Source organism: Streptococcus sp. STC1396 (assembly GCF_058933875.1).
This window is the reverse complement of the sequence record NZ_JBZYCU010000030.1, coordinates 1-23,542: the sequence shown is the minus strand read 5'-3', so window position 1 is coordinate 23,542 and position 23,542 is coordinate 1. Positions and strand designations below refer to the sequence as shown.

The 23,542-nt window shown below is 37.0% G+C and carries 27 protein-coding genes and 2 pseudogenes; 18 read left to right on the top strand and 11 right to left on the bottom strand.

Annotated elements, in window-relative coordinates:
* Positions 1–157: 157 nt before the first annotated feature.
* Positions 158–1,123 (bottom strand): aromatic acid exporter family protein, encoded by a 966-nt coding sequence (locus AC5FEC_RS09380; protein WP_493662016.1) that lies wholly within the window; start codon positions 1,121–1,123, stop codon positions 158–160.
* A gap of 153 nt (positions 1,124–1,276) precedes the next feature.
* Here AC5FEC_RS09380 and rlmB point away from each other — a divergent pair, with 153 nt between their 5' ends.
* The 5 genes from rlmB to rpsI all read left to right on the top strand — a co-directional run bounded on the left by rlmB (position 1,277) and on the right by rpsI (position 4,416).
* A complete protein-coding gene (rlmB, locus tag AC5FEC_RS09375) occupies positions 1,277–2,005 on the top strand; it encodes a 23S rRNA (guanosine(2251)-2'-O)-methyltransferase RlmB (RefSeq protein ID WP_493662015.1) in 729 nt (242 codons plus the stop codon).
* Complete coding sequence (locus AC5FEC_RS09370) at positions 2,002–2,523, top strand: NYN domain-containing protein (protein WP_493662014.1); 522 nt, start codon at positions 2,002–2,004, stop codon at positions 2,521–2,523. The genes rlmB and AC5FEC_RS09370 overlap by 4 nt, the downstream gene beginning before the upstream one ends.
* Positions 2,513–3,376 (top strand): DegV family protein, encoded by an 864-nt coding sequence (locus AC5FEC_RS09365; RefSeq protein WP_493662013.1) that lies wholly within the window; start codon positions 2,513–2,515, stop codon positions 3,374–3,376. Before AC5FEC_RS09370 ends, AC5FEC_RS09365 begins: the two co-directional genes overlap by 11 nt.
* A gap of 181 nt (positions 3,377–3,557) precedes the next feature.
* Positions 3,558–4,004, top strand: coding sequence for a 50S ribosomal protein L13 (gene rplM / locus AC5FEC_RS09360; RefSeq protein WP_002893769.1), 447 nt, complete (start codon positions 3,558–3,560; stop codon positions 4,002–4,004).
* A 19-nt stretch (positions 4,005–4,023) separates the two neighbouring features.
* Positions 4,024–4,416, top strand: a complete 393-nt coding sequence (gene rpsI, locus AC5FEC_RS09355; RefSeq protein ID WP_002902303.1) for a 30S ribosomal protein S9 — start codon at positions 4,024–4,026, stop codon at positions 4,414–4,416.
* Between the two features lie 56 nt (positions 4,417–4,472).
* Here the strand turns inward: rpsI and AC5FEC_RS09350 are convergent, their stop codons facing one another.
* The 7 genes from AC5FEC_RS09350 to AC5FEC_RS09320 all read right to left on the bottom strand — a co-directional run bounded on the left by AC5FEC_RS09350 (position 4,473) and on the right by AC5FEC_RS09320 (position 9,172).
* Complete coding sequence (locus AC5FEC_RS09350) at positions 4,473–5,519, bottom strand: tyrosine-type recombinase/integrase (RefSeq protein WP_493662012.1); 1,047 nt, start codon at positions 5,517–5,519, stop codon at positions 4,473–4,475.
* Positions 5,520–5,608: 89 nt separating this feature from the next.
* A complete protein-coding gene (locus AC5FEC_RS09345; protein ID WP_493662011.1) occupies positions 5,609–5,788 on the bottom strand; it encodes a DNA-binding protein in 180 nt (59 codons plus the stop codon).
* Positions 5,781–6,368: a replication protein gene (locus tag AC5FEC_RS09340; RefSeq protein WP_493662010.1), complete on the bottom strand. Its 588-nt coding sequence runs from the start codon at positions 6,366–6,368 to the stop codon at positions 5,781–5,783. Before AC5FEC_RS09340 ends, AC5FEC_RS09345 begins: the two co-directional genes overlap by 8 nt.
* A gap of 210 nt (positions 6,369–6,578) precedes the next feature.
* Positions 6,579–7,196, bottom strand: a complete 618-nt coding sequence (locus AC5FEC_RS09335; protein WP_493662009.1) for a hypothetical protein — start codon at positions 7,194–7,196, stop codon at positions 6,579–6,581.
* Between the two features lie 2 nt (positions 7,197–7,198).
* On the bottom strand, positions 7,199–8,275 hold the full coding sequence (locus AC5FEC_RS09330) for an AAA family ATPase (protein WP_493662008.1): 1,077 nt from the start codon (positions 8,273–8,275) through the stop codon (positions 7,199–7,201).
* Entirely contained in the window at positions 8,275–8,589 is a 315-nt protein-coding gene (locus AC5FEC_RS09325; protein ID WP_493662007.1) for a hypothetical protein, read from the bottom strand. Before AC5FEC_RS09325 ends, AC5FEC_RS09330 begins: the two co-directional genes overlap by 1 nt.
* A gap of 148 nt (positions 8,590–8,737) precedes the next feature.
* Positions 8,738–9,172 carry a sigma-70 family RNA polymerase sigma factor gene (locus AC5FEC_RS09320; protein ID WP_493662006.1) on the bottom strand — a complete coding sequence of 145 codons (435 nt, stop codon included), beginning with the start codon at positions 9,170–9,172 and terminating at the stop codon, positions 8,738–8,740.
* Between the two features lie 375 nt (positions 9,173–9,547).
* Between AC5FEC_RS09320 and AC5FEC_RS09315 the strand changes: the two genes are divergently transcribed.
* The 7 genes and pseudogenes from AC5FEC_RS09315 (at position 9,548) to AC5FEC_RS09285 (ending at position 15,686) form a co-directional block, all read left to right on the top strand.
* Entirely contained in the window at positions 9,548–10,528 is a 981-nt protein-coding gene (locus tag AC5FEC_RS09315; RefSeq protein ID WP_493662005.1) for a hypothetical protein, read from the top strand.
* Positions 10,515–11,819: a phosphoribosyltransferase-like protein gene (locus AC5FEC_RS09310; protein ID WP_493662004.1), complete on the top strand. Its 1,305-nt coding sequence runs from the start codon at positions 10,515–10,517 to the stop codon at positions 11,817–11,819. Before AC5FEC_RS09315 ends, AC5FEC_RS09310 begins: the two co-directional genes overlap by 14 nt.
* 291 nt (positions 11,820–12,110) lie before the next feature.
* On the top strand, positions 12,111–13,124 hold the full coding sequence (locus tag AC5FEC_RS09305) for a retron St85 family RNA-directed DNA polymerase (RefSeq protein ID WP_493662003.1): 1,014 nt from the start codon (positions 12,111–12,113) through the stop codon (positions 13,122–13,124).
* A 300-nt stretch (positions 13,125–13,424) separates the two neighbouring features.
* A pseudogene (locus tag AC5FEC_RS09300) lies at positions 13,425–13,549 on the top strand (IS256 family transposase); the annotation flags it as partial.
* A pseudogene (locus tag AC5FEC_RS09295) lies at positions 13,547–13,783 on the top strand (DUF898 family protein). The pseudogenes AC5FEC_RS09300 and AC5FEC_RS09295, both read left to right, overlap by 3 nt.
* A 329-nt stretch (positions 13,784–14,112) precedes the next feature.
* The gene (locus AC5FEC_RS09290) at positions 14,113–15,162 is read left to right on the top strand and encodes a DUF389 domain-containing protein (protein ID WP_037615416.1); all 1,050 of its coding nucleotides are present in this window, start codon (positions 14,113–14,115) and stop codon (positions 15,160–15,162) included.
* Positions 15,163–15,167: 5 nt separating this feature from the next.
* Positions 15,168–15,686 carry a GNAT family N-acetyltransferase gene (locus AC5FEC_RS09285; RefSeq protein WP_493662002.1) on the top strand — a complete coding sequence of 173 codons (519 nt, stop codon included), beginning with the start codon at positions 15,168–15,170 and terminating at the stop codon, positions 15,684–15,686.
* A 440-nt stretch (positions 15,687–16,126) separates the two neighbouring features.
* Here AC5FEC_RS09285 and AC5FEC_RS09280 read toward each other — a convergent pair whose 3' ends face one another.
* The 3 genes from AC5FEC_RS09280 to AC5FEC_RS09270 all read right to left on the bottom strand — a co-directional run bounded on the left by AC5FEC_RS09280 (position 16,127) and on the right by AC5FEC_RS09270 (position 17,548).
* Positions 16,127–16,330: a CsbD family protein gene (locus tag AC5FEC_RS09280; RefSeq protein ID WP_493662001.1), complete on the bottom strand. Its 204-nt coding sequence runs from the start codon at positions 16,328–16,330 to the stop codon at positions 16,127–16,129.
* Positions 16,331–16,466: 136 nt separating this feature from the next.
* Complete coding sequence (locus AC5FEC_RS09275; protein ID WP_493662000.1) at positions 16,467–17,096, bottom strand: DUF421 domain-containing protein; 630 nt, start codon at positions 17,094–17,096, stop codon at positions 16,467–16,469.
* A complete protein-coding gene (locus tag AC5FEC_RS09270; RefSeq protein WP_493661999.1) occupies positions 17,096–17,548 on the bottom strand; it encodes a DUF3290 family protein in 453 nt (150 codons plus the stop codon). The genes AC5FEC_RS09275 and AC5FEC_RS09270 overlap by 1 nt, the downstream gene beginning before the upstream one ends.
* 623 nt (positions 17,549–18,171) lie before the next feature.
* Here AC5FEC_RS09270 and AC5FEC_RS09265 point away from each other — a divergent pair.
* The 6 genes from AC5FEC_RS09265 to AC5FEC_RS09240 all read left to right on the top strand — a co-directional run bounded on the left by AC5FEC_RS09265 (position 18,172) and on the right by AC5FEC_RS09240 (position 23,345).
* Positions 18,172–19,608, top strand: a complete 1,437-nt coding sequence (locus tag AC5FEC_RS09265) for a 6-phospho-beta-glucosidase (RefSeq protein ID WP_493661998.1) — start codon at positions 18,172–18,174, stop codon at positions 19,606–19,608.
* A 52-nt stretch (positions 19,609–19,660) separates the two neighbouring features.
* Positions 19,661–19,900 (top strand): SemiSWEET transporter, encoded by a 240-nt coding sequence (locus tag AC5FEC_RS09260; RefSeq protein WP_234550925.1) that lies wholly within the window; start codon positions 19,661–19,663, stop codon positions 19,898–19,900.
* A 130-nt stretch (positions 19,901–20,030) separates the two neighbouring features.
* Positions 20,031–20,345: a PTS cellobiose transporter subunit IIB gene (locus tag AC5FEC_RS09255; RefSeq protein ID WP_493662017.1), complete on the top strand. Its 315-nt coding sequence runs from the start codon at positions 20,031–20,033 to the stop codon at positions 20,343–20,345.
* A 159-nt stretch (positions 20,346–20,504) separates the two neighbouring features.
* Positions 20,505–22,484, top strand: coding sequence for a BglG family transcription antiterminator (locus tag AC5FEC_RS09250; protein ID WP_493661997.1), 1,980 nt, complete (start codon positions 20,505–20,507; stop codon positions 22,482–22,484).
* 11 nt (positions 22,485–22,495) lie between these two features.
* Positions 22,496–22,810 (top strand): PTS cellobiose transporter subunit IIA, encoded by a 315-nt coding sequence (locus AC5FEC_RS09245; protein WP_234550928.1) that lies wholly within the window; start codon positions 22,496–22,498, stop codon positions 22,808–22,810.
* Positions 22,811–22,838: 28 nt separating this feature from the next.
* A complete protein-coding gene (locus tag AC5FEC_RS09240; protein ID WP_234550929.1) occupies positions 22,839–23,345 on the top strand; it encodes a hypothetical protein in 507 nt (168 codons plus the stop codon).
* The last annotated feature ends 197 nt before the right edge of the window (positions 23,346–23,542 follow it).

The following is a 23,542-nucleotide window of genomic DNA, read 5'->3' as shown; positions in this document are numbered from 1 at the left end:
TGATATTCAAGAAATTATCAACCACAAAGCCCTCACTTAGATTATACTTCTAAATGAGGGCTTTTGTCTTTATTTTCGTGTTTCTGTGGGTGACGGCTATGTCGTCATGGCTGTCTGTCCCAGCCTCCTCTTATTATTTATTGGAAATAGCACAGAGCTAACTTGCTTGTACTTTTTGGTAATTTTGATAAAATTCCACCTTAATCTTAATAAAAGTCTCCAAGTCTCGTAAAAGTTGTAGGAGCGTGGCACGGGTTTCAAATTCTTGCCGGGTCTTAGGGAGCGGGCGTTCGCGAAAAACAGCCAAGCAGGTTTCGATTTCTTCAACCAGCTCGTGAGCAGGATTTTCTTGACTGAGCTGTTGGGCTGTCTTGGAGAAAAGACGGGCCAAAATCAAACTCTCACTGGCTGCCAGCTGGCAGTTGTTGATGTTACCGGCCATGTCTTCCAGGATGCGGTTTTGCGCCTGCCGCATTTCAAAATAATGAATATGGTAGTTGGTCTGATGAAAGAGGTGGTTGGAGTGATCCAGATAGACCAGCTGTAAGGCCTGTTGCAGAATGGTGTCCAGCTCCTTGATTAGAGCTGCATCATTTCGACCGTCTCCAGCTTTTAAGAAATATTCAAAGCGCAGAAGAATCTTTTTCAGCTGTTCTTCTACTTGTTCATGGTAGCTGTCAATCTCTTGCTGGCGCGAGGGCATATAGAGATTGGCAAGGAGTGCAAAGCCAGTTCCAATAAGAAATAGAGCTAGCTCATTTCCAAGCAGAGACCAGGAGGTGGTTTTTTCTAAGAGCAGGTGGGTGACTAGAACAGTGCTGGGAGTGATGCCGATTTCCCAGCCTAGACGAAAGGCCAGAGGCACATAGATCGCGATATAGATGGCCAATGCTCCGAGATGAAAACCTAGAAAGTGAAAGGCCAGACTTCCGATAGCCAGAGCCAGCAGGGTGGACAAAAAGCGGTTTCCAGCCAGCTTTACTGTACTGCGGCGGGTATCAGAGACGCTGAGGATGGCAATGATCCCAGCTGAAGTTGAGTAGGTAAGACCTAAAAAGTCAGCCAGCCAAGCAGCGAGGCAGGTAGCCAATGTCAATTTGATGGTGCGTTGGAGGAGAGACATAAGTGCGAGATTCCTTTTTTAGAGTTCTTTCTATTATAGCATGACTGGTGGTGAAAGTTGGAGTTGGCTGATTGCGTTTTATTAGAGCAGAAATCTGTCTCGCCCGAATAAATCCGGCCGCCATTTTTTGCGCCTTTGTGTTATACTAGACCTATGGAAAAAAATGATATTGTCTACGGTGTGCATGCGGTGACAGAGGCTCTCGTAGCTAACACTGGAAATAAACTCTATATTCAGGATGACCTTCGTGGTAAAAAGGTCGATAAAATTAAGGATTTAGCAGCGGAAAAAAAGGTCTCCATTTCCTGGACACCCAAGAAAACTTTGCAGGAAATGACCGACGGGGCAGTCCATCAGGGCTTTGTTCTGCGAGTGGCAGAGTTCGCTTATACTGACTTCGAGGTACTTTTGAAAAAAGCAGAGCAGGAAGACAATCCTCTCTTGCTGATTTTGGATGGGCTGACTGACCCGCATAATCTGGGCTCTATCTTGCGGACGGCTGACGCGACCAATGTGACTGGAGTCATCATTCCCAAGCACAGGGCGGTCGGTGTAACACCAGTCGTAGCCAAGACTTCAACGGGTGCCATTGAGCATATTCCCATTTCCCGCGTGACCAATCTCAGCCAGACACTGGACAAGCTCAAGGAAGCTGGTTTCTGGATTTTCGGTACGGATATGCAGGGGACACCTTCTCATAAATGGAATACAGCTGGCAAACTTGCCCTCATCATCGGTAACGAAGGTAAGGGAATCTCTAGTAATATCAAAAAGCAGGTGGACGAGATGATTTCCATTCCCATGAATGGCCATGTCCAGAGCCTCAATGCCAGTGTCGCAGCGGCTATTCTCATGTATGAAGTATTTCGCAATCGCCTATGAAAAGAAAAATCTTACTGGTGGACGGCTACAATATGACGGCCTTTTGGCGGGAGACCCGTCCTTACTTTAACCGCGGAGAGCTAGATGCAGCGCGAACGATTCTGCTCCAGAAGCTCAGCAATTATGCTAGCTTTGAAGGACTGGAAGTTATATGCGTCTTCGATGCCCAGTATATGCCGGGAGTTCGGCAGACTTATGAGGAGTTTAATGTAACGGTCGTTTTCACCGAGGAGGAGGAAACGGCGGATGACTATATCGAGCGCTTGGCAGCTGAACTTAACACACCCAAAAATCAGGTGTCGGTTGCGACCAGTGATCTCAATGAGCAGTGGACTGTCTTTGCCCAAGGGGCTTTGAGAGTATCCGCTAGAGAGCTAGAGAAGCGAGTGGCTGTTACCAAATCAGACCTCAATCAGCTGAGCGGGCAAATCAACCTGCAAAGACCGCCCTTGCGACCGATGGACAGCCAATCTTTGCGCGATTTACAAAAAATGATGGAGAAAAAAGATGACCTTTAAAATTTTAACCGATTCAACGGCAGATTTGTCGGAAAGCTGGGCTCAAGAAAATGATGTGCAGGTCCTAGGCCTGACCATTCAGCTAGATGGCCAAACTTATGAGACAGTTGGTGCAGGCAAGCTGACCAGCCAAGAACTTCTGGATAAGATGGAGTCCGGCAGCAAGCCAACTACCAGTCAGATCAATGTCGGCCAGTTTGAAGATGTTTTTCGAACCTATGCCAAGGAAGGGACACCAGTTCTCTATGTAGCCTTTGCTTCGGCTCTATCAGGTACTTATCAGAGTGCTGTCATGGCGCGGGAGATAGTCTTGGAAGATTTTCCAGATGCACTGATTCGCATCATTGATACCAAGGCGGCTTCTATGGGGGAGGGGCTCTTGGTCATGAAGGCTGTAGAAGCTAGGGCGGCAGGTCAGAGCCTAGAGCAGACGGCAGACTTGCTTCAAAGTCTAGTGCCTAGAGTAAAGACCTATTTCTTAGTAGATGACCTCAACCACCTTATGCGGGGGGGCCGCATTTCCAAGGCAGCGGCTCTCATGGGAAGCTTGGTCAATATCAAGCCCATCATCGTAGTGACAGCTGATGGAAGTCTGGATTCGGTCGCTAAGGTACGAGGCAAGAAGAAGGCGCAGGCTGAGGTAGTTCGCATGACTCTAGAGACGATTTCTGAGCCACTTGTAGTGATTGCCTATGCAGGCGAAAAAGAAGTCGCTGAGAATGTCAAGGAGCAGCTTTTAGCTTCTGGACAGGTCACAGAGGTTCTTATCCTGCCTCTTGGTCCGGTTATTTCGACGCATACCGGCCCAGGTACTCTAGGACTCTTTAGCATTGGCAGTAAACTTTCAGACTAAATAGAAATGAAATCGTTATTTTATAAATAATTGCATCAAATATATTGACTTTTGGTTAGAAAATTTGGTATGATAGTAGGCGGTATTGTTTACCCCATTTGTAAGGCCCCGGAACCTTTCAAATAACCTGCGGACCGGAACATCCGCCTTGTAAACAAAAACGATATTCATAGGAGAAATCATGAACAAAACAACATACATGGCTAAGCCAGGTGAAGTTGAACGCAAATGGTATGTAGTAGACGCTACTGATGTACCTCTTGGCCGCCTTTCTGCAGTTGTAGCAAGCGTACTTCGCGGAAAAAACAAACCAACCTTTACACCTCACACTGATACAGGTGACTTCGTAATCGTTATCAACGCTGAAAAAGTAAAACTGACTGGTAAAAAAGCAACTGATAAGATCTACTACACTCACTCTATGTACCCAGGTGGATTGAAACAAATCTCAGCAGGTGAGCTTCGCTCTAAGAACGCTGTTCGTTTGATTGAAAAATCTGTTAAAGGTATGCTTCCGCACAATACTCTTGGCCGTGCTCAAGGTATGAAGCTGAAAGTATTTGTAGGCGCTGAGCACACTCACGCTGCACAACAACCAGAAGTTCTTGATATTTCAGGACTTATCTAAGGAAAGGAACAAATAAGCTATGTCACAAGCACAATATGCAGGTACTGGACGTCGTAAAAACGCTGTTGCACGCGTTCGCCTTGTTCCAGGAACTGGTAAAATCACTGTAAACAAAAAAGATGTTGAAGAGTACATCCCACACGCTGACCTTCGTTTGGTTATCAACCAACCATTCGCAGTTACTTCAACTGTTGGTCAATACGACGTTTTCGTAAACGTTGATGGTGGTGGCTACGCTGGTCAATCAGGCGCTATCCGTCACGGTATCGCTCGTGCCCTTCTTCAAGTAGACCCAGACTTTCGCGATTCATTGAAACGCGCAGGCCTTCTTACTCGTGATGCTCGTATGGTAGAACGTAAGAAACCAGGTCTTAAGAAAGCTCGTAAAGCATCACAATTCTCAAAACGTTAATCAAAGCCTTATTATACCAACGATTGTGGCACCTTTTTGGTGTCAGTTGGTGTTAATTATAGTGATAAGTCGTTTAAGAGACTTAAAGCATCGGCATCTTGCTGATGCTTTTTTTCTGGCATCAATTCAAGATAATACTGTTGAGTAGTCAAAATTGAATTGTGTCCCAACCGTCTTGAAATATAATCCAGACTAATATCTTTTGAAAATAGAAAAGAAGCGTGGGTATCGCGTAAACCGTGAAAAGTTGTTTTGCTTAGGTCAAGTTGCTTTAGTAAGCGTTGGAGTTGCCCAGCTTGTCTAAATCCATTCCAGTCGAAGATGTAATCTTCTTTTGTGTTTGCAAGTTTGGTTATGGCTCCATGTATGTCTTTATTGATTGAAATCTCACGTTTGGAGTGTTTAGTTTTGAGTTGAGTGTCGTCATTCGTAGGACTAATAGAACGTTTTATTTTAACACCATACTCAAAAATATCCTCTTTTCTAATCCCTAAGAGTTCTCCACGTCTGGCACCTGTTTCAAGAGCAAGTGCGACAAGAACATTAAATTCATCTTCCGTATGATTCAGGCAATATTGCCTGAGCTTTTTGAACTCTGTAATAGAGAGTGGAATATTTCGTTTAGGTTGTTCCTGACCTTTTGCTTTCAGAAGATGACCGAAGTCATTACTAATTAAACCACGAGCATAAGCATATTTCAGCGAGCCACGAATTTTTAGGACAAGTTCTTTTACTGTCTTTTTAGAATGGTTTTTAGCATATTGGTCAATTTTCTTCTGCATGATAAGGTCATCAAGATGTTTAAGTTGAATGCCATCAAAAAGATTATCGACAACTACGAGCGTTCGCTTGTAGTTGATAAAGGTAGCTTCACGCACATCATTTTTCTTAACCGTATGAACCCAATTTCGATAAAAATCGGTAAACAAGGTAGAGCGTTCAGCGATATTTTTTCCACGCCCTTTTTCAAGCTCCATTTCTAATGTCCATAGTTCGGCATCTTTTTTGTTGTTGAATGTTTTAGTTTCTCTTTTATATTGACCTTTCTTGTAGAGTGATACAGTTGCACGGAAAGAGTTTCCACGTTTTGTTATTGTTGCCATTTATCAGCCTTTCTATAAAAAATGATTGATAAAATAGACTAGTCATATATAGGATATATGAAAAATCTCTTTTTATCAATCATTGGCGACTATACACAGTGACTCTCAATAAATTTCAACAGTTTAGAACGGAGATAGCGTTCTTGTTTCCCAACCATGAGACATTGAAAGTCTGGATGACTGCGAATGTATTTATCGAAAGATTTTGGGTCAATTCCCAATAATTCGGATGCTTGCTGGCGTGTTAGTAAAAGTGGATAGCTAGTCATTATCTCCGTCCTCCTTTCTGTAGCCTGAGTGACGACGTGAATCAAGATATTTTGCAAAGAAGTAGGTCTTATCAACAATAATACTTAGGAGCATTGGGTTTTCATCACGAGCATACATAACAAGGTTATTAAACTCCGTAAAATTATGCTCTTCAATAGTATCAATTACAGTTGATAGAAATTCATCATTGTTATTGTTAATGAGAAATTTATCAAGTTCAAAGCCACATCCTGATTCAATATCTTCGATATCATAAGGAGTCTTTTCGGGATTCTCTGCATGGATAAAGTAATCATACATACCCTTAGGTGACATAACGATTTCTACATGAGCAGGGGTATTCAGTTTTTCTGTTAGAAGTTCTGAGACTTGAGAGTAGCTTTTAAGTGAATCGAAGAATAAAGCACCGTGTTTATGCGACTTCTTAAACTCACCCGTTTGCCTGTTAACATCTTTATCATGCCAAGGACTAAGCACAAAGGGGATGTGCATTTCTTCAAGAATTTCCAAATAATTTTCAGGGGCACTTTCTTGATAGAGTAGAAAGGCCCATTTGTTAGAACGTTTTTCTTTTGCCATAGGCAGGTACCTCATTTCTAGTTCTTATCTATTAGGAAAATTTTAGGGTGATTTTGGTAGTCTTAGTTTCAAAATTATGATTATTGATTATTGATGTAATGGGGGGGTGTAATGGGGGGTCGTAGTCGCCCCCATTACATAGCTAAGTTTGATAGTTTGAAAGAGCAGTGCTTTTGGCTTTCACGTTGTGAGCCAAGCACTGCCCTTTCCTTATCTTCTTGTTGCTTTGAACCAGAGCTTGTTTCCTTCCCTATTTGGTGAAGAAAAATAATAGTTTGGGTTACGGCTCGAAATTTCTTCCTTGATATGTGCTTCCATGTCCCTCAAAAGTTTTTGAGCTTGCTGAGTCCTCGGGTATTTAAGAAAGACGCTAACTGAACTTTTTCTAACATCAACAGTTGCTTTTCCAACCGTTTGGTTAAAGTTTTTAAGAATTGGATTGAATTTTGTTATGGTTGTCTGGTTATCAATCGTGATAGCTGATTCTGATTTCTCATCTTGTCTTAAAAATTGTCGCAAGCGTATTGTCTGATAGACTGACTTGAAATAATTCAAAATACTATCACTAATAATACGCTGAGATAATTCAATGATAAGCAATGAAACTGCAATTAGAAAAAGTATGATAGAAACCTGGCTTGTGTAACTTCCTAGAAGGCTCAGTTTATCTTGGATAGTGATGATAGCACTATCCAAAGATGGAATGTCAAAATCTCCAAACAATTTTATAAGTAGATTGAAAGCGAAACTGAGGATGAAACTAATCAAACCAAAGAAAAGAAGGGAGGAAATGAGATTGTAAGTTTTTTGAAAGAAAGTCTTTTTCATGTTTAGAGTATGCCTTTCTTGGTGTAGTAGGTGGGGCAAAGCAGAGGCAAGACTTGGTAAGGATGTTCATTATCAATAATCTGAATAAGCCCTGTTCCTTTACCGATAGGAATAACAATTCCCTCAGGGTCAAGGTCGGGGAAGAGAAACTGTGTTGTCTTCTTGTTGATATTGCCAATCTGTATTAAGACATTTAACTGTTCACGGACAGAGATTGGGATAGAAGTATGGTCGAAACGCTGGCTGACTAGAAGAAGGTGAACTTTAGTAGCCCGTCCGAGCAAAGCGATTTGAGACAGTAGGGAGAAAAATGAATCTTTAATGGTTTTGTTGACACCCTCGCTCAAAGCTAATACTTCATCAATGACAATCGTCAAATGGTCAAATTGGTGTTCAGTATTATCATAAAGAATTTCTTGGCGTTGTTGAATGAGATTTAGACAAGTGCTGAGATTCTCATTAATTTCTGAGACAAAATCCGATTTTGAGCGATTCTTTTGAGGGTGAATCACAGCAATACTATTTTCACGAGCCCAACGAGAAGGCATATCGAACTTTGGGTCAACGATAATGAGTTCTGAGAAATTTTTCAATAAACTCAAAAAATAAGTAAGAGCATATGATTTGCCAGAGCCACTGTTACCAGCGATAGCTAGTGACGTCACTTTATTAAAGTCTAAAGTGAGGTTTTTCATGATTGGAAGAGCGTTTTTCTCCTGCATTTTGGAGAAATCATCTAAATTTGAGATGATAAGGCGTTCAGAACCCCCTTTTTTCCACGGGAAGAAGAGGCCACGCTGAACGTGAATGTCATCAGTATCTAGCGCTATAAAATAGGCTGAATTTTGCTTTAAGAGGGTATAACGTGGGTATAGAGCAGCATTGGCAATCAGGAAAATTTTCTGATAGAGTTCATCATCGATAATATATCCTACTGGTAAGCGAGGGATAAATAGAAAGCCGTTCGACATAATCTTAGTGTCAAAACTGTTCGTATAACTTGTTTCCCCCTGCATAAGGGCCCCAAGTCCCATATTGAGACTCTGGAGCAAATACTGAGCTAGTTCTTTATTGGTCATTATTTAACCTCCTTGATACCAGTTGCACGGAAATAGACATTATATCCAACTTCGCAGGCTTCTAAATTATCAAATTCAACCATTGCCATATAAGCTGGAAGTGTCACTTCAGATTCAAATTTAACTTGAAAAGGTGGTAGTCCTTTTTGTGAGAACCAAGCCTTATGGGCAATAACTTCTCCCGTAGGTAGACCATCGTCAAATTTGATTTGAGGTTCAACTTCGGTACTCAAACAATAGATTGCTTGTTTGATGTCAATATATTCAGTTGCTGTATTGGCTGAGTAGCCACCTTTACGATTACGAGTTTTCATAGTTTTCACCTTTTATCTTTCTTTTTTGTAGCGTTAGGACAACATGCTTCTTTTAGTCATAAGCTGGACTTTGTTAGGTCATCATTACTTACCTCCTTATCTATAAGGAGAAAAAAGCAGGAAATTGGTAGTTCCGGCTAATATTTTTTTAAAAATAATTTTTGAGCTCATTTCTCAAGAAATCAAGAGTATCTTTAAAGTGCTTTTGAACTGTTTTATGACTCTTGAACGATGTTTCTCTAGTCAGTTGCAAGGCAGAAGTCCCATGTAGAGTCATCTCCAACAAGATATGAAGGTCATCTTTTGGAAGTTTAGAAAGCAAGGTATAGAGGTACTCATTGCGTTCTTTGATAAGTAACTGCTTGATAGGATTATAGGTATTATCAGAATATAAATCTATAAGTTCTGTTGTGCGTCCCTCGTTTGAGATAGTAGCGTTTAGACTTACTTTCCCATAAGAGCGTTCTTTACGTTCAAGGTTATCCATTGACTGATTGAGTAGTTTATCAACTTTACTCCAATTATCACTTTTAACGGCATCTACAATCTTGCGTTCACGTTTCTCTTCGACTTTGTTAGTCATATAAATTCCTTTCCTCCTAGGACGGAAGAGAAACACAGTAGTTTGCCGAATTGAGTATGAAAAATGCACACTAAAGAAACGGCGAAACATTTTACACAGTCTACATCTAGTGATGTAGCTATGTTCTGAGTTTCAATCCGTCCATTTGATGCGCATCAATATAGGACTTAAAAATAAAAAAATCTGTAGAAAAATTCTACAGATAGAGTATCTCATAAATGAGTGTTGTATTAAATTCCGAGAAAAACATATGTTAGCGATTAGAAAACGACTCAACATCTGTTGTTATAGTCGATGAAATCTGCTATAATAGTTAAAATGTTGTATGAAATAAATTTATTTAGACAATATAAACTATACAATGAAAGAAGAAAAATGAAGAATAGTATTTTTAAAATTACAGCTACTAGTGTTATAGCGAGGGTTATTAGAGAGGTTGAAAAATTTAAAGAGGATAATAATATGCACCTATATCAACTTCTTTATTCTAGAGACAACCAGCGTATTATTAATGATAGTGGTAGAATTGGTGAACCCTATTATAGTTTTTCAAAAAGGACATCTACGGAAACCATGAGTCGTATTATAAATGGCAAAGGGAAAATCACTGATGAAGTTGCTATTCTTATTTCTGAAAACATGGGTGTACCATACTCAAAGCTAATATGGGGAACACACGAGTTAGGTACGACTCAATTAGATTTTTTGTTTTATAATATTTTTTGGATAAATGTATTTACTGATGCTATACATTCCTCAAAGTATAAATATAAAGTAATAGAGTTGTTTAAGGACTATGTTCCATTTTCTAAGTTTATTGTAAAAAATAAAATAAGGTTTATTACTAATCAATCGCAATTAGATGAATTGTTTGGAACCGAAGAATTTAACCAAATTATCTCAGATGCAACAAAAAGATTTTTAATTTTAGCTGATATATCGATGAGGCATGAAAAACTATCCGTTTGGAAATTATATATGCAATATTTCCTTTCTAAAGAAAATTCATTAAAAAACTTATCAAAGACTATAGAAGAATTTTTCGATTATTGTTATGAAGAATATTTTCAATTTGTAGTAGATGCTTATGGGGATAGCTATGGTTTAGTAGCTTATCAGTTATTGGATGATTGTGTGGAAATGACCCTTACTGAATACGAGATGGAACACTTCAATAATTGGAATGAGATTAACTTGTTAAAAGAAAGAATTGCTGAAAATGATGAAGAGTGGGTGTTGAAAAAAGAGCTAGTAATAGCTACATATAATTTTGTTGATACATTAGCCAACTATCAAAGAAAAATAGAAGATATTACGCTAAAATCCGAATGGAGGTTTTCTCTTGAGCAAGAGTGAAGAATTCAATCTATTAGTTCAAGAATTCTATAATAGGAATCATATTGAGGACTATGAAGAAAAATATATAAAAGGTTTTAGACGTCGGTTAGGTCGCTTTTTATCCCAGTTAGATGATGGTTCGGAAGTAAAACAAATTATTTTGGATTGTATCAAAGATAATTATAAATATTATTCTAAAGCTGAAATATCATTTATTTTAAGGAAGTTTCATGAAAATTTGGTAGCGCAACTGTCAGATAGTGGAATTGATTTAAGTGAATGTCATTTTTCTAGTATTTTGAACAAACAAACATTTAAACATAATAGTTCCAATGCTATGCTAAATCTATACTTAGATATAAATGAACTACCTAATCATATTTATTATGAATTCAATGATATTTTGGATTTAGAGTATGGGAGAGCTAAGTTTTTGGGAAAAAATGATGAAAAATTTAGTCATTATGACGATAGATTCTATAGATTGGAATTCGACAGACTAAAAGCTGAATGGACGAGGAGATTAAGCGGTAAGAAATATTTGATTCTAATTGATGACTTTACTGGTTCTGGTAAAACAATTATTGACTTTATTAGCTTGATAAAGGAGTATATAAGTGATGATATTAGACTTATTATTTATTGTATCCATGCTACAAAAGTATCTAAGAATACTATTAATGAATTCTTAAATGCAGAAGGTTTACATGGGCAGGTAAGGTCACATGAGGAATCAGATAAGTACTTTGCTAATGATTATAAAGCGCAAAATATTATAGAATCATTTGGAAATTTTCGTAATCCTTTAGGTTATGAGGGGACTGAATCAGTACTAACGACATACAGAAATACACCTAATAATACACTTGAGTTATTTTGGAATGATAATCTTAAGGACAATGGTTGGCTCTCCTTATTCCCAAGAGATAAAAAGAATGAAGCAAGTTTTAAGTATATGAGTGAGTGGGTTCAGGAACGTAAAAAGCTAAAATGGTTTATGGCGTATAAAGGGATTTCAGAAGATATTAGGGAAAAAGTTATTGTGCTCCTGTATATAAAAAACAATAATAAACTAAAATCAATTATTGCTGAAATTGAACTTTATCATATTGTTTGTTATACTAATAGTGTAATGCAGGAATGTCAAGATGAGAATCTGATTGAACTTATTGATAACACATACAAACTTTCTGAACAAGGATTGAATTTTTTAAGACAATTAAAACTCAATGAAGTCACTTTCCGAAGAATCAAAAATGATTTTATGGAGATTGGTGAACAGAAAGAAACGCCTCTTTTACGTCTATAAGTTAGAGCGTCTGATTAGCGAGTCGTCTAATCTATGAAAAAAAGTTTTCAAAAGCCAGTCGTTAATTAATAATTAATTAACGAGTGAAATTTTCGTTTGAAAATTATCACTAGGACAGTATCGCTTTGCGGGGGCCCGCAGCTATTACTGTCCTACCGTAAATTCTTAATTAAACTGCACCGACAAAACACTTATTTTTGGATATGAAGAATGAGTTTCTTTAGTGTTTTTCGGCACAGTTTAATTAAGGTTATGTTATAGTTGTAGTAACTTGGTGAAAAGAGGGTAAGTATGAGTCAATTAGAGGAATCAGAAAAGCTTGACATTCCTGTTTTTTGTAATTTAGAAGAATTAAGGAAAAAAATTGGTATTAATAAAAAATTTTTTTATAAAGTATTGTACTCAAATGACAGATTGTACAAAGAAATAACCATTCCAAAGAGAAATAGTGGTAGCAGAGTCTTAAATGTTCCTAACACTGCTTTAAAGGGGATGCAGAGATGGATTTTAGATAATATTTTATATAAAGTACAGTCAGAGCCCAGTGCTACTGGTTTCATTCCTATGAAATCTATCGTTTTAAATGCTTCTGTTCATCTAAGGAAAAAATACATCCTTAAAATGGATATTAAAGATTTTTTTCCGAGTATTGATTTTCGTAAAGTGAGAAGTCTATTTTTTGAACTGGGATACAATAAGGATGTTGCAACTGCTTTAGCAAATATTTGTGTATTTCGAAATCAGTTACCCCAAGGAGCTCCTACTAGTCCCTATTTGGCTAATTTAGTTTGTCGAGAACTAGATAAAAGGATATATTATCTTTGTAGAAAATATAGATTATCTTACACGAGATATGCTGACGATATAACTATCTCTGGGAATAGTAAAATATTCCGGATAAAAGGTACTGTAGAAAAAATAATTCTTAGTTATCAATTTTCATTAAATAATGAGAAGACAATATTTCTAAAGCCTGGTGATAGGAAGAGAGTGACAGGGATTATAGTAAATGAAAAATTGTCCGTACCAAGGTCAATTACTAGAAATTTAAGAAAAGAGATTTACTTTATTAAGAAATTTGGTTTAGAAGAACATTTAGATAAGAACAGTTTTACGGGAAGTAAGGAGCAATATATAGCACATCTATATGGAATAGCGAGCTATATAAAAATGGTTGAACTTACCAAAGGAATGTTTTTTATAAATCAGTTGAATTCAATTTTTAGTAGAAAAAAACAATCAGAAACTGAGAGGAACTTTTATATAGAATTTGAACCAATTGAATGGACTATTTTTGATGAATGAAAAACTATCTCGAAATTGAGATAGCCGACTAGTCTATTTTATGGTGTTAATTGGTGTCAATTTTATCCAAATTCTTGGATTTTAGTCCATTTTTATGGAAGTTTCATTTTTGGAAGAGTTCACCTCAAAATCCACCTTAATTTACCTTAATCTTGAATATTATTTTGTTAATAGTCTTTTGTGTTATAATGTAAAAACGATATGAAAAAACGGTAGTGTAAAATAAGTTGTGTAAACACAAAAAGGAATAAATTCGTTATAGTAGAGTTGCGAAACATTACTAAAAAGAGACTTATTCCTATGACACAGTTTACCACAGAATTGTTAAGTTCCTAACCCAAAAGCAAGATATTGATGAATTTTTCCAATCTTCTCTTGAAACAGCTATGAACAACCTGCTTCAAACAGAGTTATCAGCCCTAATTTGCGGGCTTACCTTAGGGATTGCCACACCTTGGGCGGTTTGCATGATGCAAAATTGGAAAACCAAACACACGGTAGTGGATGGTCAACGTCTATACTTTGACGGGACTGGAGCACAACTGTTCGGTAACTAGATTAAGTGGTTTCTTCTAACCATCATCACGTTTGGAATCTATGGCTTCTGGTTAACTATCAAAATGGAGCAATGGATTGTGAAACATACTCATCACGCTTAATCATGAAACTGCATCTTCTTTTATAGGAGATGCAGTCTTTTGTTCTTAGAATAAGGAAACTGAAATTTTGTCTGTTCTCTATCTTGGAAAGGATATAAAAATCTTTTAAACTGATGGATTTCCCCAGGGGAAAGACCATGAAATTTTTGATATAATATGGAGGATAGAGTGATAGATACTTTTTTATTTGTCTAGGAAAAAGGGATATTTTTCAAAAGACTCACAGGTGAGAACTAAGAAAATTTAAATACATATGTAATATTTGACAGAAAATCACTCTGCCCTAATCAATGGATAAACAGAAATAAATCAAATAAAAGGAGAAACAGATGACTGGAAACTATTCAACACGTGAATACCGTGAGAAATTATATGATGATCTTCATGTTCGATTAAGAGATACAGTGATTTTGATGTGTGCGATTTTTATTGCCTCTATAGGTTTAAATATGAATTCAACTGCTGTCATTATTGGAGCCATGCTGATTTCCCCTCTTATGACATCGATTGTTGGACTCGGATTTGGTTTAGCTATTTTTGATACGCGTTTAATCAAGCAATCTCTAGAGGTTTTATTTACTCAAGTATTGGTCAGTTTACTTGTCTCGACTCTGTATTTCTGGATTTCTCCTTTATCTTATGCAAGTAGCGAGTTGATCGCACGAACCTCTCCAACCATTTGGGATGTCCTCATTGCCATTGCTGGTGGAATTGCTGGTGTGATCGGTTCAAGGAAAAAAGAAGCAAACAATATTGTGCCAGGAGTAGCCATTGCTACAGCTCTTATGCCGCCGATTTGTACAGCAGGTTATGGTTTGGCTAATGGGAACTTCCGCTTTTTATTTGGAGCTTTCTACCTCTTTTTAATCAATTGTGTTTTTATTATGCTTGCCAATATTATTGGGACAAGAATTTTGATGAGAAAATCCCCCTTATCTTCATTTAAAGAATTGAACATAAAAATGAGAGTGGTCTTACTTTCTTTGATAGCAATATTGGTTCTTCCAGCCAGCTATTCGGCAGTTACTCTGACGATAGAGCAAGCGCGAAAAGAAGGGATCAAACAGTTTGTAGCAAAAGAGTTCGCCAATTATACGGTCATTAATCAAGTCTACAAGTCAAGGAACAATGAATTGGTCTTGACAGTTGTTGGAGATCTGATTTCAGAAGAAGAATTAGAAACGATCCACCAAAAACAAGCCTCTTACGGTATTCAATCTGTTCAATTGAAAGTCAATCAAGTCCATAATTCGACAAAATTAGATAGTGAGACGACCAAGGAATTTTATGAAATCATTAACAAGTATATCGATCAAAAACTCTCTGAAAAAGATTCACAAAAAGATCTCGTAAAAGAAAATGAAGCAGACAAGGATTGAGGGCGATGAACAGAATAGGTTTAGAGTTGCTGTCTGAAGAAAATAGTCTAGATGTCTATTCTTTTGAAAAAGAAAATCGGGAGTATTTTGAGCGAAATTTACCTCCTAGACCAGGTAACTATTTTGATCCAGAAGGTTTTAAGGAAATTACAAGGGAATTGTTAATGGAACAAGATAATCATGACGTCTACATGCATCTTATTAGAGATTCGCAAGGCATGATGGTCGGAAGAATCAATTTAAGTGTTTTAGGGAGTGATAGAAAAACAGCAGAACTTGGATATAGGATTGGAGAAAATGTTACTAATTTAGGCTATGCAAGCGAAGCGGTTAAACTCGTTTTAGACAAGGCGTTTCATACTTATGGTTTAAATAGAATCATTGCGGGAACAGCAACGGATAATCAGGCCTCTAAGAGAGTCCTTTTAAAAAATGGTTTCACCTTTAGTAGGATCATAGAAAATGACCTACAAATGAATAATGAGTGGGTTCATACAGTGGTATTTGAGATAATGAATCGATAACATCATCATTCTCGGTTTACTGACAGGATAGATGGAGTCATTAATCTTTGCGGACATTCAAGAATTTTCTCTGGATCTCTTTTTTCTAAAAAGTCAAGAGTTTCCCGGAAATTTCTCTGAGTCATTTTTTGAGATTTATAAAAGCAATTTTCACGAATTGTTTGATTAGCGATATCAGCTGTAATTACATATACTTTTGTTACCTGTTTATCACTATGAGTTAAGGCTCCAGAAACAGGCTGTAGTGAAACTCCAGCTTGTTTTCTGTGTATCTCAGTTTATAAAAGGATCGTAGAAAAAGTCTCAGTTTGACATTCATGGGATGCTTTTGTTCTATTCTGGAAAAGTCAATGCCTTAGCAATATAGAAAAACACCCTCATCCCTAGTTCTGCTAAAAGCATAGGATAAGAGTGTTTTTTATAAGAACGACAGACGATGATTATTCTTCGTCTTTTTTGATAATGTTTTTAACGCCTGCGATAGCACCTTCAACAGCGCCTTTTGCGTCTTCAGCAACTTCTTTCGCTTTTGAAGCTACTTTTTCAGTAGTTCCTTCTGCTTGAGTTTTTGTATCGCCAGTAAGTTTACCGAAGCCTTCTTTGATAGAACCTTTAGCTTGGTTGAATTTTTCTTCGATTGACATGGAAATTTCCTCCCTTTATTCAGTGTATTATCTAAGTTGGATGCGGTTTGATACTCATTCAAGCGAGATAATAGATATAAGTATAGACTCTTTACAAAGAAAAAGCAAATAACTGCTACGAAATGACAACTAATTTTTAATAGGTCACCACATTAATTTCGCCCTTGTCATATTCTGCAATGAAGATATCGGAGACATTTTCAAATCCTTCTTTTTGTAATTCGGACATCAACCACTCTTCTGACTTGCCGATAGTTTCTAAGATTTCAAGTTGGACAACTCCATCGGTAATGATTGGATATTTTGGATTTTCATCGCCAATTCTTACGATAATCAATTGACCATTTTGCTCGATGACAGCTCTTTTGACTTCTTTCAGTTGGAAGACTCCTTGGGAGCGTAATTTCAAAGCGACGTCTGATGCGGATAGCCCTTTTGAACGGCAGGCTTCAGGATCTAGTTTGCCGTTTTTGATGATAATGGTTGGCTTCCCGTCAATCAGATGTTTGATATAGGAAACATTGGTGTTTAGCCATTTTAAGAGCAAAATCAGAATGGTCCAGATGATTAAGATGACTGCATATTGAAGGATGGTAATGGAGCTATTGTAGATGACGCCGCCGATAATGCCACCGAGAACAAAGTTTTGTACTTGGTCTGTTGCGGAGCTTGGTGCTAAATTTCCCTTACCTGTCACATTGATGACAAAAACGAGGGAAACAAGTCCCAAAGCTAACTTAATTGCAATTGTAATAAAAAAGCTCATTATTTTTCAACCTCCACGAGTTCAACGTCTGATTTGTACAGTTCCATTTTTTCTAATAAATAGCTATCTTGGTCGGTTCCGCTAATAGCCCGGTAGAATTGTTTGCCAACCTTGATAATTGCGCCATCTGTCGTAGCTGAAGTATTAACGTAGACTTCTTCTTTTTCAACGCCTAATTCTTTTGAGACAACCTCAATAAAATGCAAGGAGTTATGGAATTGATTGTCATTTGACTGATTGTTTTGGAAATTAGTAATGCTAATCAGAACGAAGGCTACTAGGGTCAAAATAGAAATAATGGACAGTTCGCGGAACTTACTTCCTCGTTTGTCTTTATAGGCCTTAAAGGCGAAAAATCCCGTCACCAAAACCAAGCAGGCTGATACAATCACCATAACCCAATTCTGCTGGCTAATCTGACTCAGTACATAGTCATATGAATAGAATTTCATAAGATCCCTCACTTTTTTGAATTCAAGCTATTATAAAACAAATTAGCAGCTGCATCAATAGCTTGAATTGGAAAAAATCACTTTTTCATGGTTTGGATTGAATGTTGGAATAAATTTTATTTCTTTTCTAATTGATTTTGATATATAATTTTTTTAGTATCCTTAGTGTTGATTTGTTTTGAAAGAAAATTTTATATTTTAGAGAGATATTTAGATTTTGTGAGATATAATACCAGAAGAAGGTCTGATGAAGATTGATATTTTGTAGCTTTAACATTGCATGAAACTTGTACTTTCTAATCAGGTCTTAAGAAAGCTCGTAAAGCTTCATAATTTAGTAAATGTTAAACATTATTTACGTCTATTCAAAGCATTTCGTACGTATATTACGGAATGCTTTTTTTGTGCTTTAAATTAAATAATTTCTATTTTTAAAGTAGTTAAAAGGTCATGTAAATTATCGTTAAATAAGCAGATATTAGTAAGTAATCATTATTAGTTTCTAAGCACCCTAATGATTATCTAGAGTATTGTTCCTTTCCGTAATAATAAGGAAAAAGAGTGTGTTTCCATTTTTTGTTTTGAAGCTTATAATAAAAGTAACAAAATCAGGAGGAAAAAGAATGACTACTTTTAAAGATGGATTTTTGTGGGGTGGTGCTGTTGCGGCTCACCAACTTGAAGGTGGGTGGCAAGAAGGTGGAAAAGGTATCAGTGTGGCGGATGTTATGACTGCAGCTCGCCACGGGGTTCCGCGTGAAATTACGGCAGGAGTATTGCCAGGAAAATACTACCCAAATCACGAAGCTATTGATTTTTATCATCGTTACAAGGGAGATATTGCTCTTTTTGCGGAGATGGGCTTCAAGTGCTTCCGGATGTCCATTGCCTGGACGCGGATTTTCCCTAAAGGAGATGAAACGGAACCCAATGAAGCTGGCTTGCAATTTTATGACGACCTTTTTGATGAATGCCTCAAGTATGGTATTGAGCCTGTTATCACTTTGTCTCACTTTGAAATGCCTTATCATTTGGTAACTGAGTACGGAGGTTGGAAAAACCGTCAGGTGATTGACTTCTTTGTCCGCTTTGCAGAAGTCGTTTTTGAGCGCTATAAGGATAAAGTCAAATACTGGATGACTTTCAATGAAATCAACAACCAAGCTAATTATCAGGAAGATTTTGCCCCCTTCACCAACTCTGGGATTGTCTACAAGGAAGGCGATGATCGCGAAGCAATTATGTACCAGGCTGCCCACTATGAACTAGTGGCTTCAGCGCGTGCTGTTAAGGTTGGTCATGAGATCAATCCTGACTTCCAAATAGGTTGTATGATTGCCATGTGTCCTATTTATCCGGCTACTTGTAATCCGAAGGATATTCTCATGGCTATGAAAGCTATGCAGAAGCGCTATTATTTTACAGATGTACATGTCTTTGGTCGATATCCTGAGCATATTCTCAAATACTGGGAAAGAAAGGGTATCAAGGTGGACTTTAGCGAGCAGGATCAGGAAGACTTGCTGGCGGGCACTGTTGACTATATTGGATTTAGCTACTACATGTCCTTTGCTATTGACTCCCATCGAGAAAATAACCCTTACTTCGACTATATAGAGACTGAAGACTTGGTTAAAAATAACTTCGTCGAGGCTTCTGAATGGGAATGGCAGATTGACCCAGAAGGCCTGCGCTATGCTCTCAATTGGTTTACCGATCATTATCACCTGCCGCTTTTCATTGTGGAAAATGGCTTTGGCGCTATTGACCAAGTGGAAGAAGATGGTATGGTTCATGATGATTACCGGATTGACTATCTGGGCGCCCATATCCACGAGATGAAAAAGGCTGTAGTAGAAGACGGTGTGGATCTCATGGGCTACACACCTTGGGGCTGTATTGACCTAGTATCAGCAGGTACAGGTGAAATGCGCAAACGCTATGGATTTATCTATGTCGACAAGGATGACGATGGCAAGGGAACGTATGAACGTTCACCGAAGAAGTCCTTTAACTGGTATAAGGAAGTCATTGCATCTAATGGAGCATCAGTAGAATAGTATTAACAAGCTGAGAATATTCTCAGTTTGTTTAGTCAATGGGAGTAAAAACATGATTGGAAGTATTGCAGCAGTTTTAACAACCTTTGCTTTTTTGCCACAAGTTGTGCGTGTGGTAAAGACAAAAGACACTGAATCGATTGCATTAGGCATGTATGTTATGCAGGTCATAGGTATTGCTTTATGGCTTGCTCATGGTATTTATATAGGTGATTTACCTTTGATTTTAGCCAATAGTGTTTCATTCTTATTGTCAGGTATCATTTTACTTTATAAATTGAAGTATAAATAATTTTTTTCCGTATCGTTGAGGAAAAATTAGCAATGGTGATTGTAAGCGCTTTGTTTTATAATAAATACATAGATAAGAAACAATCCAATCAAGTATCATGTTGATGGGATTAGAAAAAGGAGAAAATCTTATGGCAAAAGCTTTGATTATTTGTGCAGCAGGAATGTCTTCATCACTTATGGCGAAGAAAACAACTGAGTTTTTAAAAGGTAAAGGTCAAGATATTGAGGTAGATGCTATTAGTGCTACTGAAGGTGGGAAAGCTATTGCAACGGCTGAGTTTGATTTGTATCTTGTGAGTCCACAAACAAAAATGTATTTTAAGCAGTTTGAAGAAGCAGGTGCTAAAGTAGGCAAACCAGTTGTACAAATACCGCCACAAGCATATATTCCAATTCCAATGGGGATTGAAAAAATGGCTAATTTAATTGTTGAAAACATCTAGTTTCTCTTATAGATTAATTATATAAATAGTAATGCAAGGTAATATTTAATTGTAATCCAAATTATATTAGTTTCATAATGGGACTTGTGCTTAATGTAAACAACTAAAGGTGTGAAAATATCTTATAATAGAAGGTGAATATGTAATTTTTAGGAGGACATGGGTGTGTCAAACACTAAGGAGAAAAACATCCTTCAATTCTTGATAAAGCATAAGGAGCGTTTTGTCACTAGTAAGGAACTTGCAGAACACTTATCTTGTTCAGATAGAACTGTTCGTAATACTCTCAAGTTAATTGACCAAACAATGAATCTTCAGGGAGTTAAGTTGATATCAAAACAAGGACAAGGATATCAATTATTTTTTGAGAATCAGGAAGCGTACCAAAAGTTTAGACTAACCTATGAACTGGGAGAAGTTTATACGAAAACTTCCATTTCAAAAGGAGATGATCGTTTGGTGTTTATCTTAAATAAGCTACTTTTTGAGCAAGTTCCGGTTCTCTTTGATGATTTAGCTGAGGAACTTTATGTTAGTCGTTCAACCTTATCTCATGATTTTAAAAAAATACGTGGGATGCTATCTGAGTATAATTTAAGTATTGAGAGCAGAGCGAATAAGGGAGTTTATGTTTCTGGTGAAGAGCGTGACAAACGATGCTTCATTATGAACTATTTCTTGGAGAATCAATTTTTTAAAACATTACATTGCTACGTTACGTCTAATTTTTTTGATCAAACTTTACCATTAGAAGAATTAGCTAGGATTGTTTTAGATGAATGCCAAGAGGCTAACCTTAGGTTATCTGATTTTGTCCTACAAAATCTAGTTGTTCATATAGCATTAGCGATGGTGCGTATTAAGTCTGGGTTTGAAATTAAAAATCTAGATTGTCAGATGACAAACAATGACACAGAGCGAAAGGTTGCGAAGCGGATTCTTTCAAGGGTAAGTGAGGTAACAAATCAGGAATTTCCAATTCAAGAGATCGATTATATTACTTTACATTTGTTGGCTAAGAGCCAGCCCTCTCAGAAAAGTCAAATAGAGCTTTCGAAAGAGGAAATGAAAAAATCTTTGGTACAGACTTTTCAGACTTTAGGATTGGATGAAATATACCATTTTTCTTCAGATTTTCAGCTCATTGAGGGATTAGTAACTCATCTCATGACCTTGCAAGTGCGTTTAGCTAGTCGCATTACCCTAAATAATCCTTTGGTGGATGAGGTTAAACAAAACTATAGTGATGTATTCTTCCTGACTAGGGAAATTCTTGCTAACATGGAGACATTTTCTCAGGATACTATATCAGATGATGAGATAGCTTATGTTAGTCTTCACTTTTTAGCAGCTATGGAGCGCTGTAAAGAAAACAATAAGTTTTCCGTACTTGCCATTTGTGCAACAGGATTTGGTGCTGCTCAAATGCTTAGAAATCGCCTAGAAGCTGAACTTGGGAATCGACTTGAAGTTGTTGATGTAATAGGTTATTACGAGTTGAATCAAGAAAAGATTCAAGGTATTGACTTTATTGTGTCTGCTGTTGATTTATCAAATCTTTATTTCCAGATTCCAGTTTTTACAGTGAGTGTCTTTCTTAAAAGGGAGGAAATATCGCAGATTCGACAGGCGATGGATCAGATGCAAGTTTCGAGTCGTATAGATGGAACACAAATCATCAATATTAAAAATGAGAATTTGAAACAGTATTTTAGTAAAGATCATTTTCTAATATGGACTAATCAAGATAAGGTGAGTTTGCTTGAAAAGATGGTTGAGGGATTGGCTGTAGGGGAATCAACTGATTTTAAACAGTCTTTACTTTACGGGATTAAACAGCGTGAAGAATTAAGCTCAGTCGTCTTTTCTGAAAAGATAGCGGTTCCACATCCTATTCAAGCTCTTGGGACAGAAATAAAGGTTTCGGTTGCCATTTGTAAAGAACCTCTGCTTTGGGACGATCAAAGCTCACATGTCCAGCTTGTTTTCCTCTTATCACCATCAATATATGGGAATGAGGGATTGACAGATGTGACGAAAAAGATTGTTTCTCTAACAGAGAATGATGATTTACAAAACCAATTAATAACTTGCAATAATTTTGAAGATTTTATTAATATATTCGAGAAAGTAACATAGGAGATGTTCACATGAATCAAGAAGAACTACAAGTCGCAGCATTTGAAATTATTCTTCATTCGGGGAATGCAAGATCAGAAATACATGAAGCATTTGCCAAGATGAGGGAAGGTAGTTTTGATGAAGCAGAGAGTCAATTAAATCAATCAAATGAACTAATTCTTGAAGCTCATCATGCGCAAACCAAACTTCTACAAGAATATGCAAGTGGCGTAGAAATTAAAATTGAAATTATCATGGTACATGCTCAAGACCATTTAATGACAACGATGACTCTATTAGAAGTAGCGAAGGAAATGTTAGTTCTTTATAGGAAAGTTGGCTAAATGGGTACATTTACACAAGGAGGGAAAAATGGATAAAAAAGAACGACAAGAAATTGAACGACAACGTCGAGAGACGGCTTTGAAAAATACTTTTTTCAATCGCTATCTTCTTTTACGTTATTCAATCGCACTCTTCTTTTTTGGCAATATTTATTGGCTTTTAAACCAATTTATTCGACCTTCTCTTGTTATGATTTTTCCTGTTATACTCATCGCATTTTCTATTTTAGCTACTGTTGAGCAGTTTCGACTGTATGGAAAACGGAATGAACGATTGGGAATAACACAAATGTTTGTTCGTTTACAAGCAATTATTTTAACGGGATTACTTGTTCTAACTTGGACAAGTTGGTTTACAAATCTTTTTCCAATTTTTGAAAATAATCAAGTCGCACGTGTGTTTGTTTTTATAGTTCTTTTAATGGGTTTAGTTCTCAGCTTGTTGGACATTAGAAGAATTCAAGACCTATATCAACGAAAAGATAAGGCTTATCAACGATTTATTCAGTTGGAAAAGAGCTCACTAAGCTTGTAACCTTTTGGTTAAAGTAGGGATACTTTAGATTATTCTTTTTTTGAGAAAGTAAAAAATTATTATGTTTAATTAAGGAGGCATTCTATGTAAAAAGTCAAGAATAATTTTTTAAAATATCAATTATTTTTTACAGATATTTAGAAAAATGATTGCATGCAAAAAGACCTGCTAAAAGCAAGTTTTTAAAATAATTCGTG

Excerpts from the sequence above, each read along its gene's own strand:
- AC5FEC_RS09380 (WP_493662016.1), bottom strand. The coding sequence starts at position 1,123 with ATGTCTCTCCTCCAACGCACCATCAAATTGACATTGGCTACCTGCCTC.
- rlmB (WP_493662015.1), top strand. The coding sequence starts at position 1,277 with ATGGAAAAAAATGATATTGTCTACGGTGTGCATGCGGTGACAGAGGCT.
- AC5FEC_RS09370 (WP_493662014.1), top strand. The coding sequence starts at position 2,002 with ATGAAAAGAAAAATCTTACTGGTGGACGGCTACAATATGACGGCCTTT.
- AC5FEC_RS09365 (WP_493662013.1), top strand. The coding sequence starts at position 2,513 with ATGACCTTTAAAATTTTAACCGATTCAACGGCAGATTTGTCGGAAAGC.
- rplM (WP_002893769.1), top strand. The coding sequence starts at position 3,558 with ATGAACAAAACAACATACATGGCTAAGCCAGGTGAAGTTGAACGCAAA.
- rpsI (WP_002902303.1), top strand. The coding sequence starts at position 4,024 with ATGTCACAAGCACAATATGCAGGTACTGGACGTCGTAAAAACGCTGTT.
- AC5FEC_RS09350 (WP_493662012.1), bottom strand. The coding sequence starts at position 5,519 with ATGGCAACAATAACAAAACGTGGAAACTCTTTCCGTGCAACTGTATCA.
- AC5FEC_RS09345 (WP_493662011.1), bottom strand. The coding sequence starts at position 5,788 with ATGACTAGCTATCCACTTTTACTAACACGCCAGCAAGCATCCGAATTA.
- AC5FEC_RS09340 (WP_493662010.1), bottom strand. The coding sequence starts at position 6,368 with ATGGCAAAAGAAAAACGTTCTAACAAATGGGCCTTTCTACTCTATCAA.
- AC5FEC_RS09335 (WP_493662009.1), bottom strand. The coding sequence starts at position 7,196 with ATGAAAAAGACTTTCTTTCAAAAAACTTACAATCTCATTTCCTCCCTT.
- AC5FEC_RS09330 (WP_493662008.1), bottom strand. The coding sequence starts at position 8,275 with ATGACCAATAAAGAACTAGCTCAGTATTTGCTCCAGAGTCTCAATATG.
- AC5FEC_RS09325 (WP_493662007.1), bottom strand. The coding sequence starts at position 8,589 with ATGAAAACTCGTAATCGTAAAGGTGGCTACTCAGCCAATACAGCAACT.
- AC5FEC_RS09320 (WP_493662006.1), bottom strand. The coding sequence starts at position 9,172 with ATGACTAACAAAGTCGAAGAGAAACGTGAACGCAAGATTGTAGATGCC.
- AC5FEC_RS09315 (WP_493662005.1), top strand. The coding sequence starts at position 9,548 with ATGAAGAATAGTATTTTTAAAATTACAGCTACTAGTGTTATAGCGAGG.
- AC5FEC_RS09305 (WP_493662003.1), top strand. The coding sequence starts at position 12,111 with ATGAGTCAATTAGAGGAATCAGAAAAGCTTGACATTCCTGTTTTTTGT.
- AC5FEC_RS09290 (WP_037615416.1), top strand. The coding sequence starts at position 14,113 with ATGACTGGAAACTATTCAACACGTGAATACCGTGAGAAATTATATGAT.
- AC5FEC_RS09285 (WP_493662002.1), top strand. The coding sequence starts at position 15,168 with ATGAACAGAATAGGTTTAGAGTTGCTGTCTGAAGAAAATAGTCTAGAT.
- AC5FEC_RS09280 (WP_493662001.1), bottom strand. The coding sequence starts at position 16,330 with ATGTCAATCGAAGAAAAATTCAACCAAGCTAAAGGTTCTATCAAAGAA.
- AC5FEC_RS09275 (WP_493662000.1), bottom strand. The coding sequence starts at position 17,096 with ATGAGCTTTTTTATTACAATTGCAATTAAGTTAGCTTTGGGACTTGTT.
- AC5FEC_RS09270 (WP_493661999.1), bottom strand. The coding sequence starts at position 17,548 with ATGAAATTCTATTCATATGACTATGTACTGAGTCAGATTAGCCAGCAG.
- AC5FEC_RS09265 (WP_493661998.1), top strand. The coding sequence starts at position 18,172 with ATGACTACTTTTAAAGATGGATTTTTGTGGGGTGGTGCTGTTGCGGCT.
- AC5FEC_RS09260 (WP_234550925.1), top strand. The coding sequence starts at position 19,661 with ATGATTGGAAGTATTGCAGCAGTTTTAACAACCTTTGCTTTTTTGCCA.
- AC5FEC_RS09255 (WP_493662017.1), top strand. The coding sequence starts at position 20,031 with ATGGCAAAAGCTTTGATTATTTGTGCAGCAGGAATGTCTTCATCACTT.
- AC5FEC_RS09250 (WP_493661997.1), top strand. The coding sequence starts at position 20,505 with ATGGGTGTGTCAAACACTAAGGAGAAAAACATCCTTCAATTCTTGATA.
- AC5FEC_RS09245 (WP_234550928.1), top strand. The coding sequence starts at position 22,496 with ATGAATCAAGAAGAACTACAAGTCGCAGCATTTGAAATTATTCTTCAT.
- AC5FEC_RS09240 (WP_234550929.1), top strand. The coding sequence starts at position 22,839 with ATGGATAAAAAAGAACGACAAGAAATTGAACGACAACGTCGAGAGACG.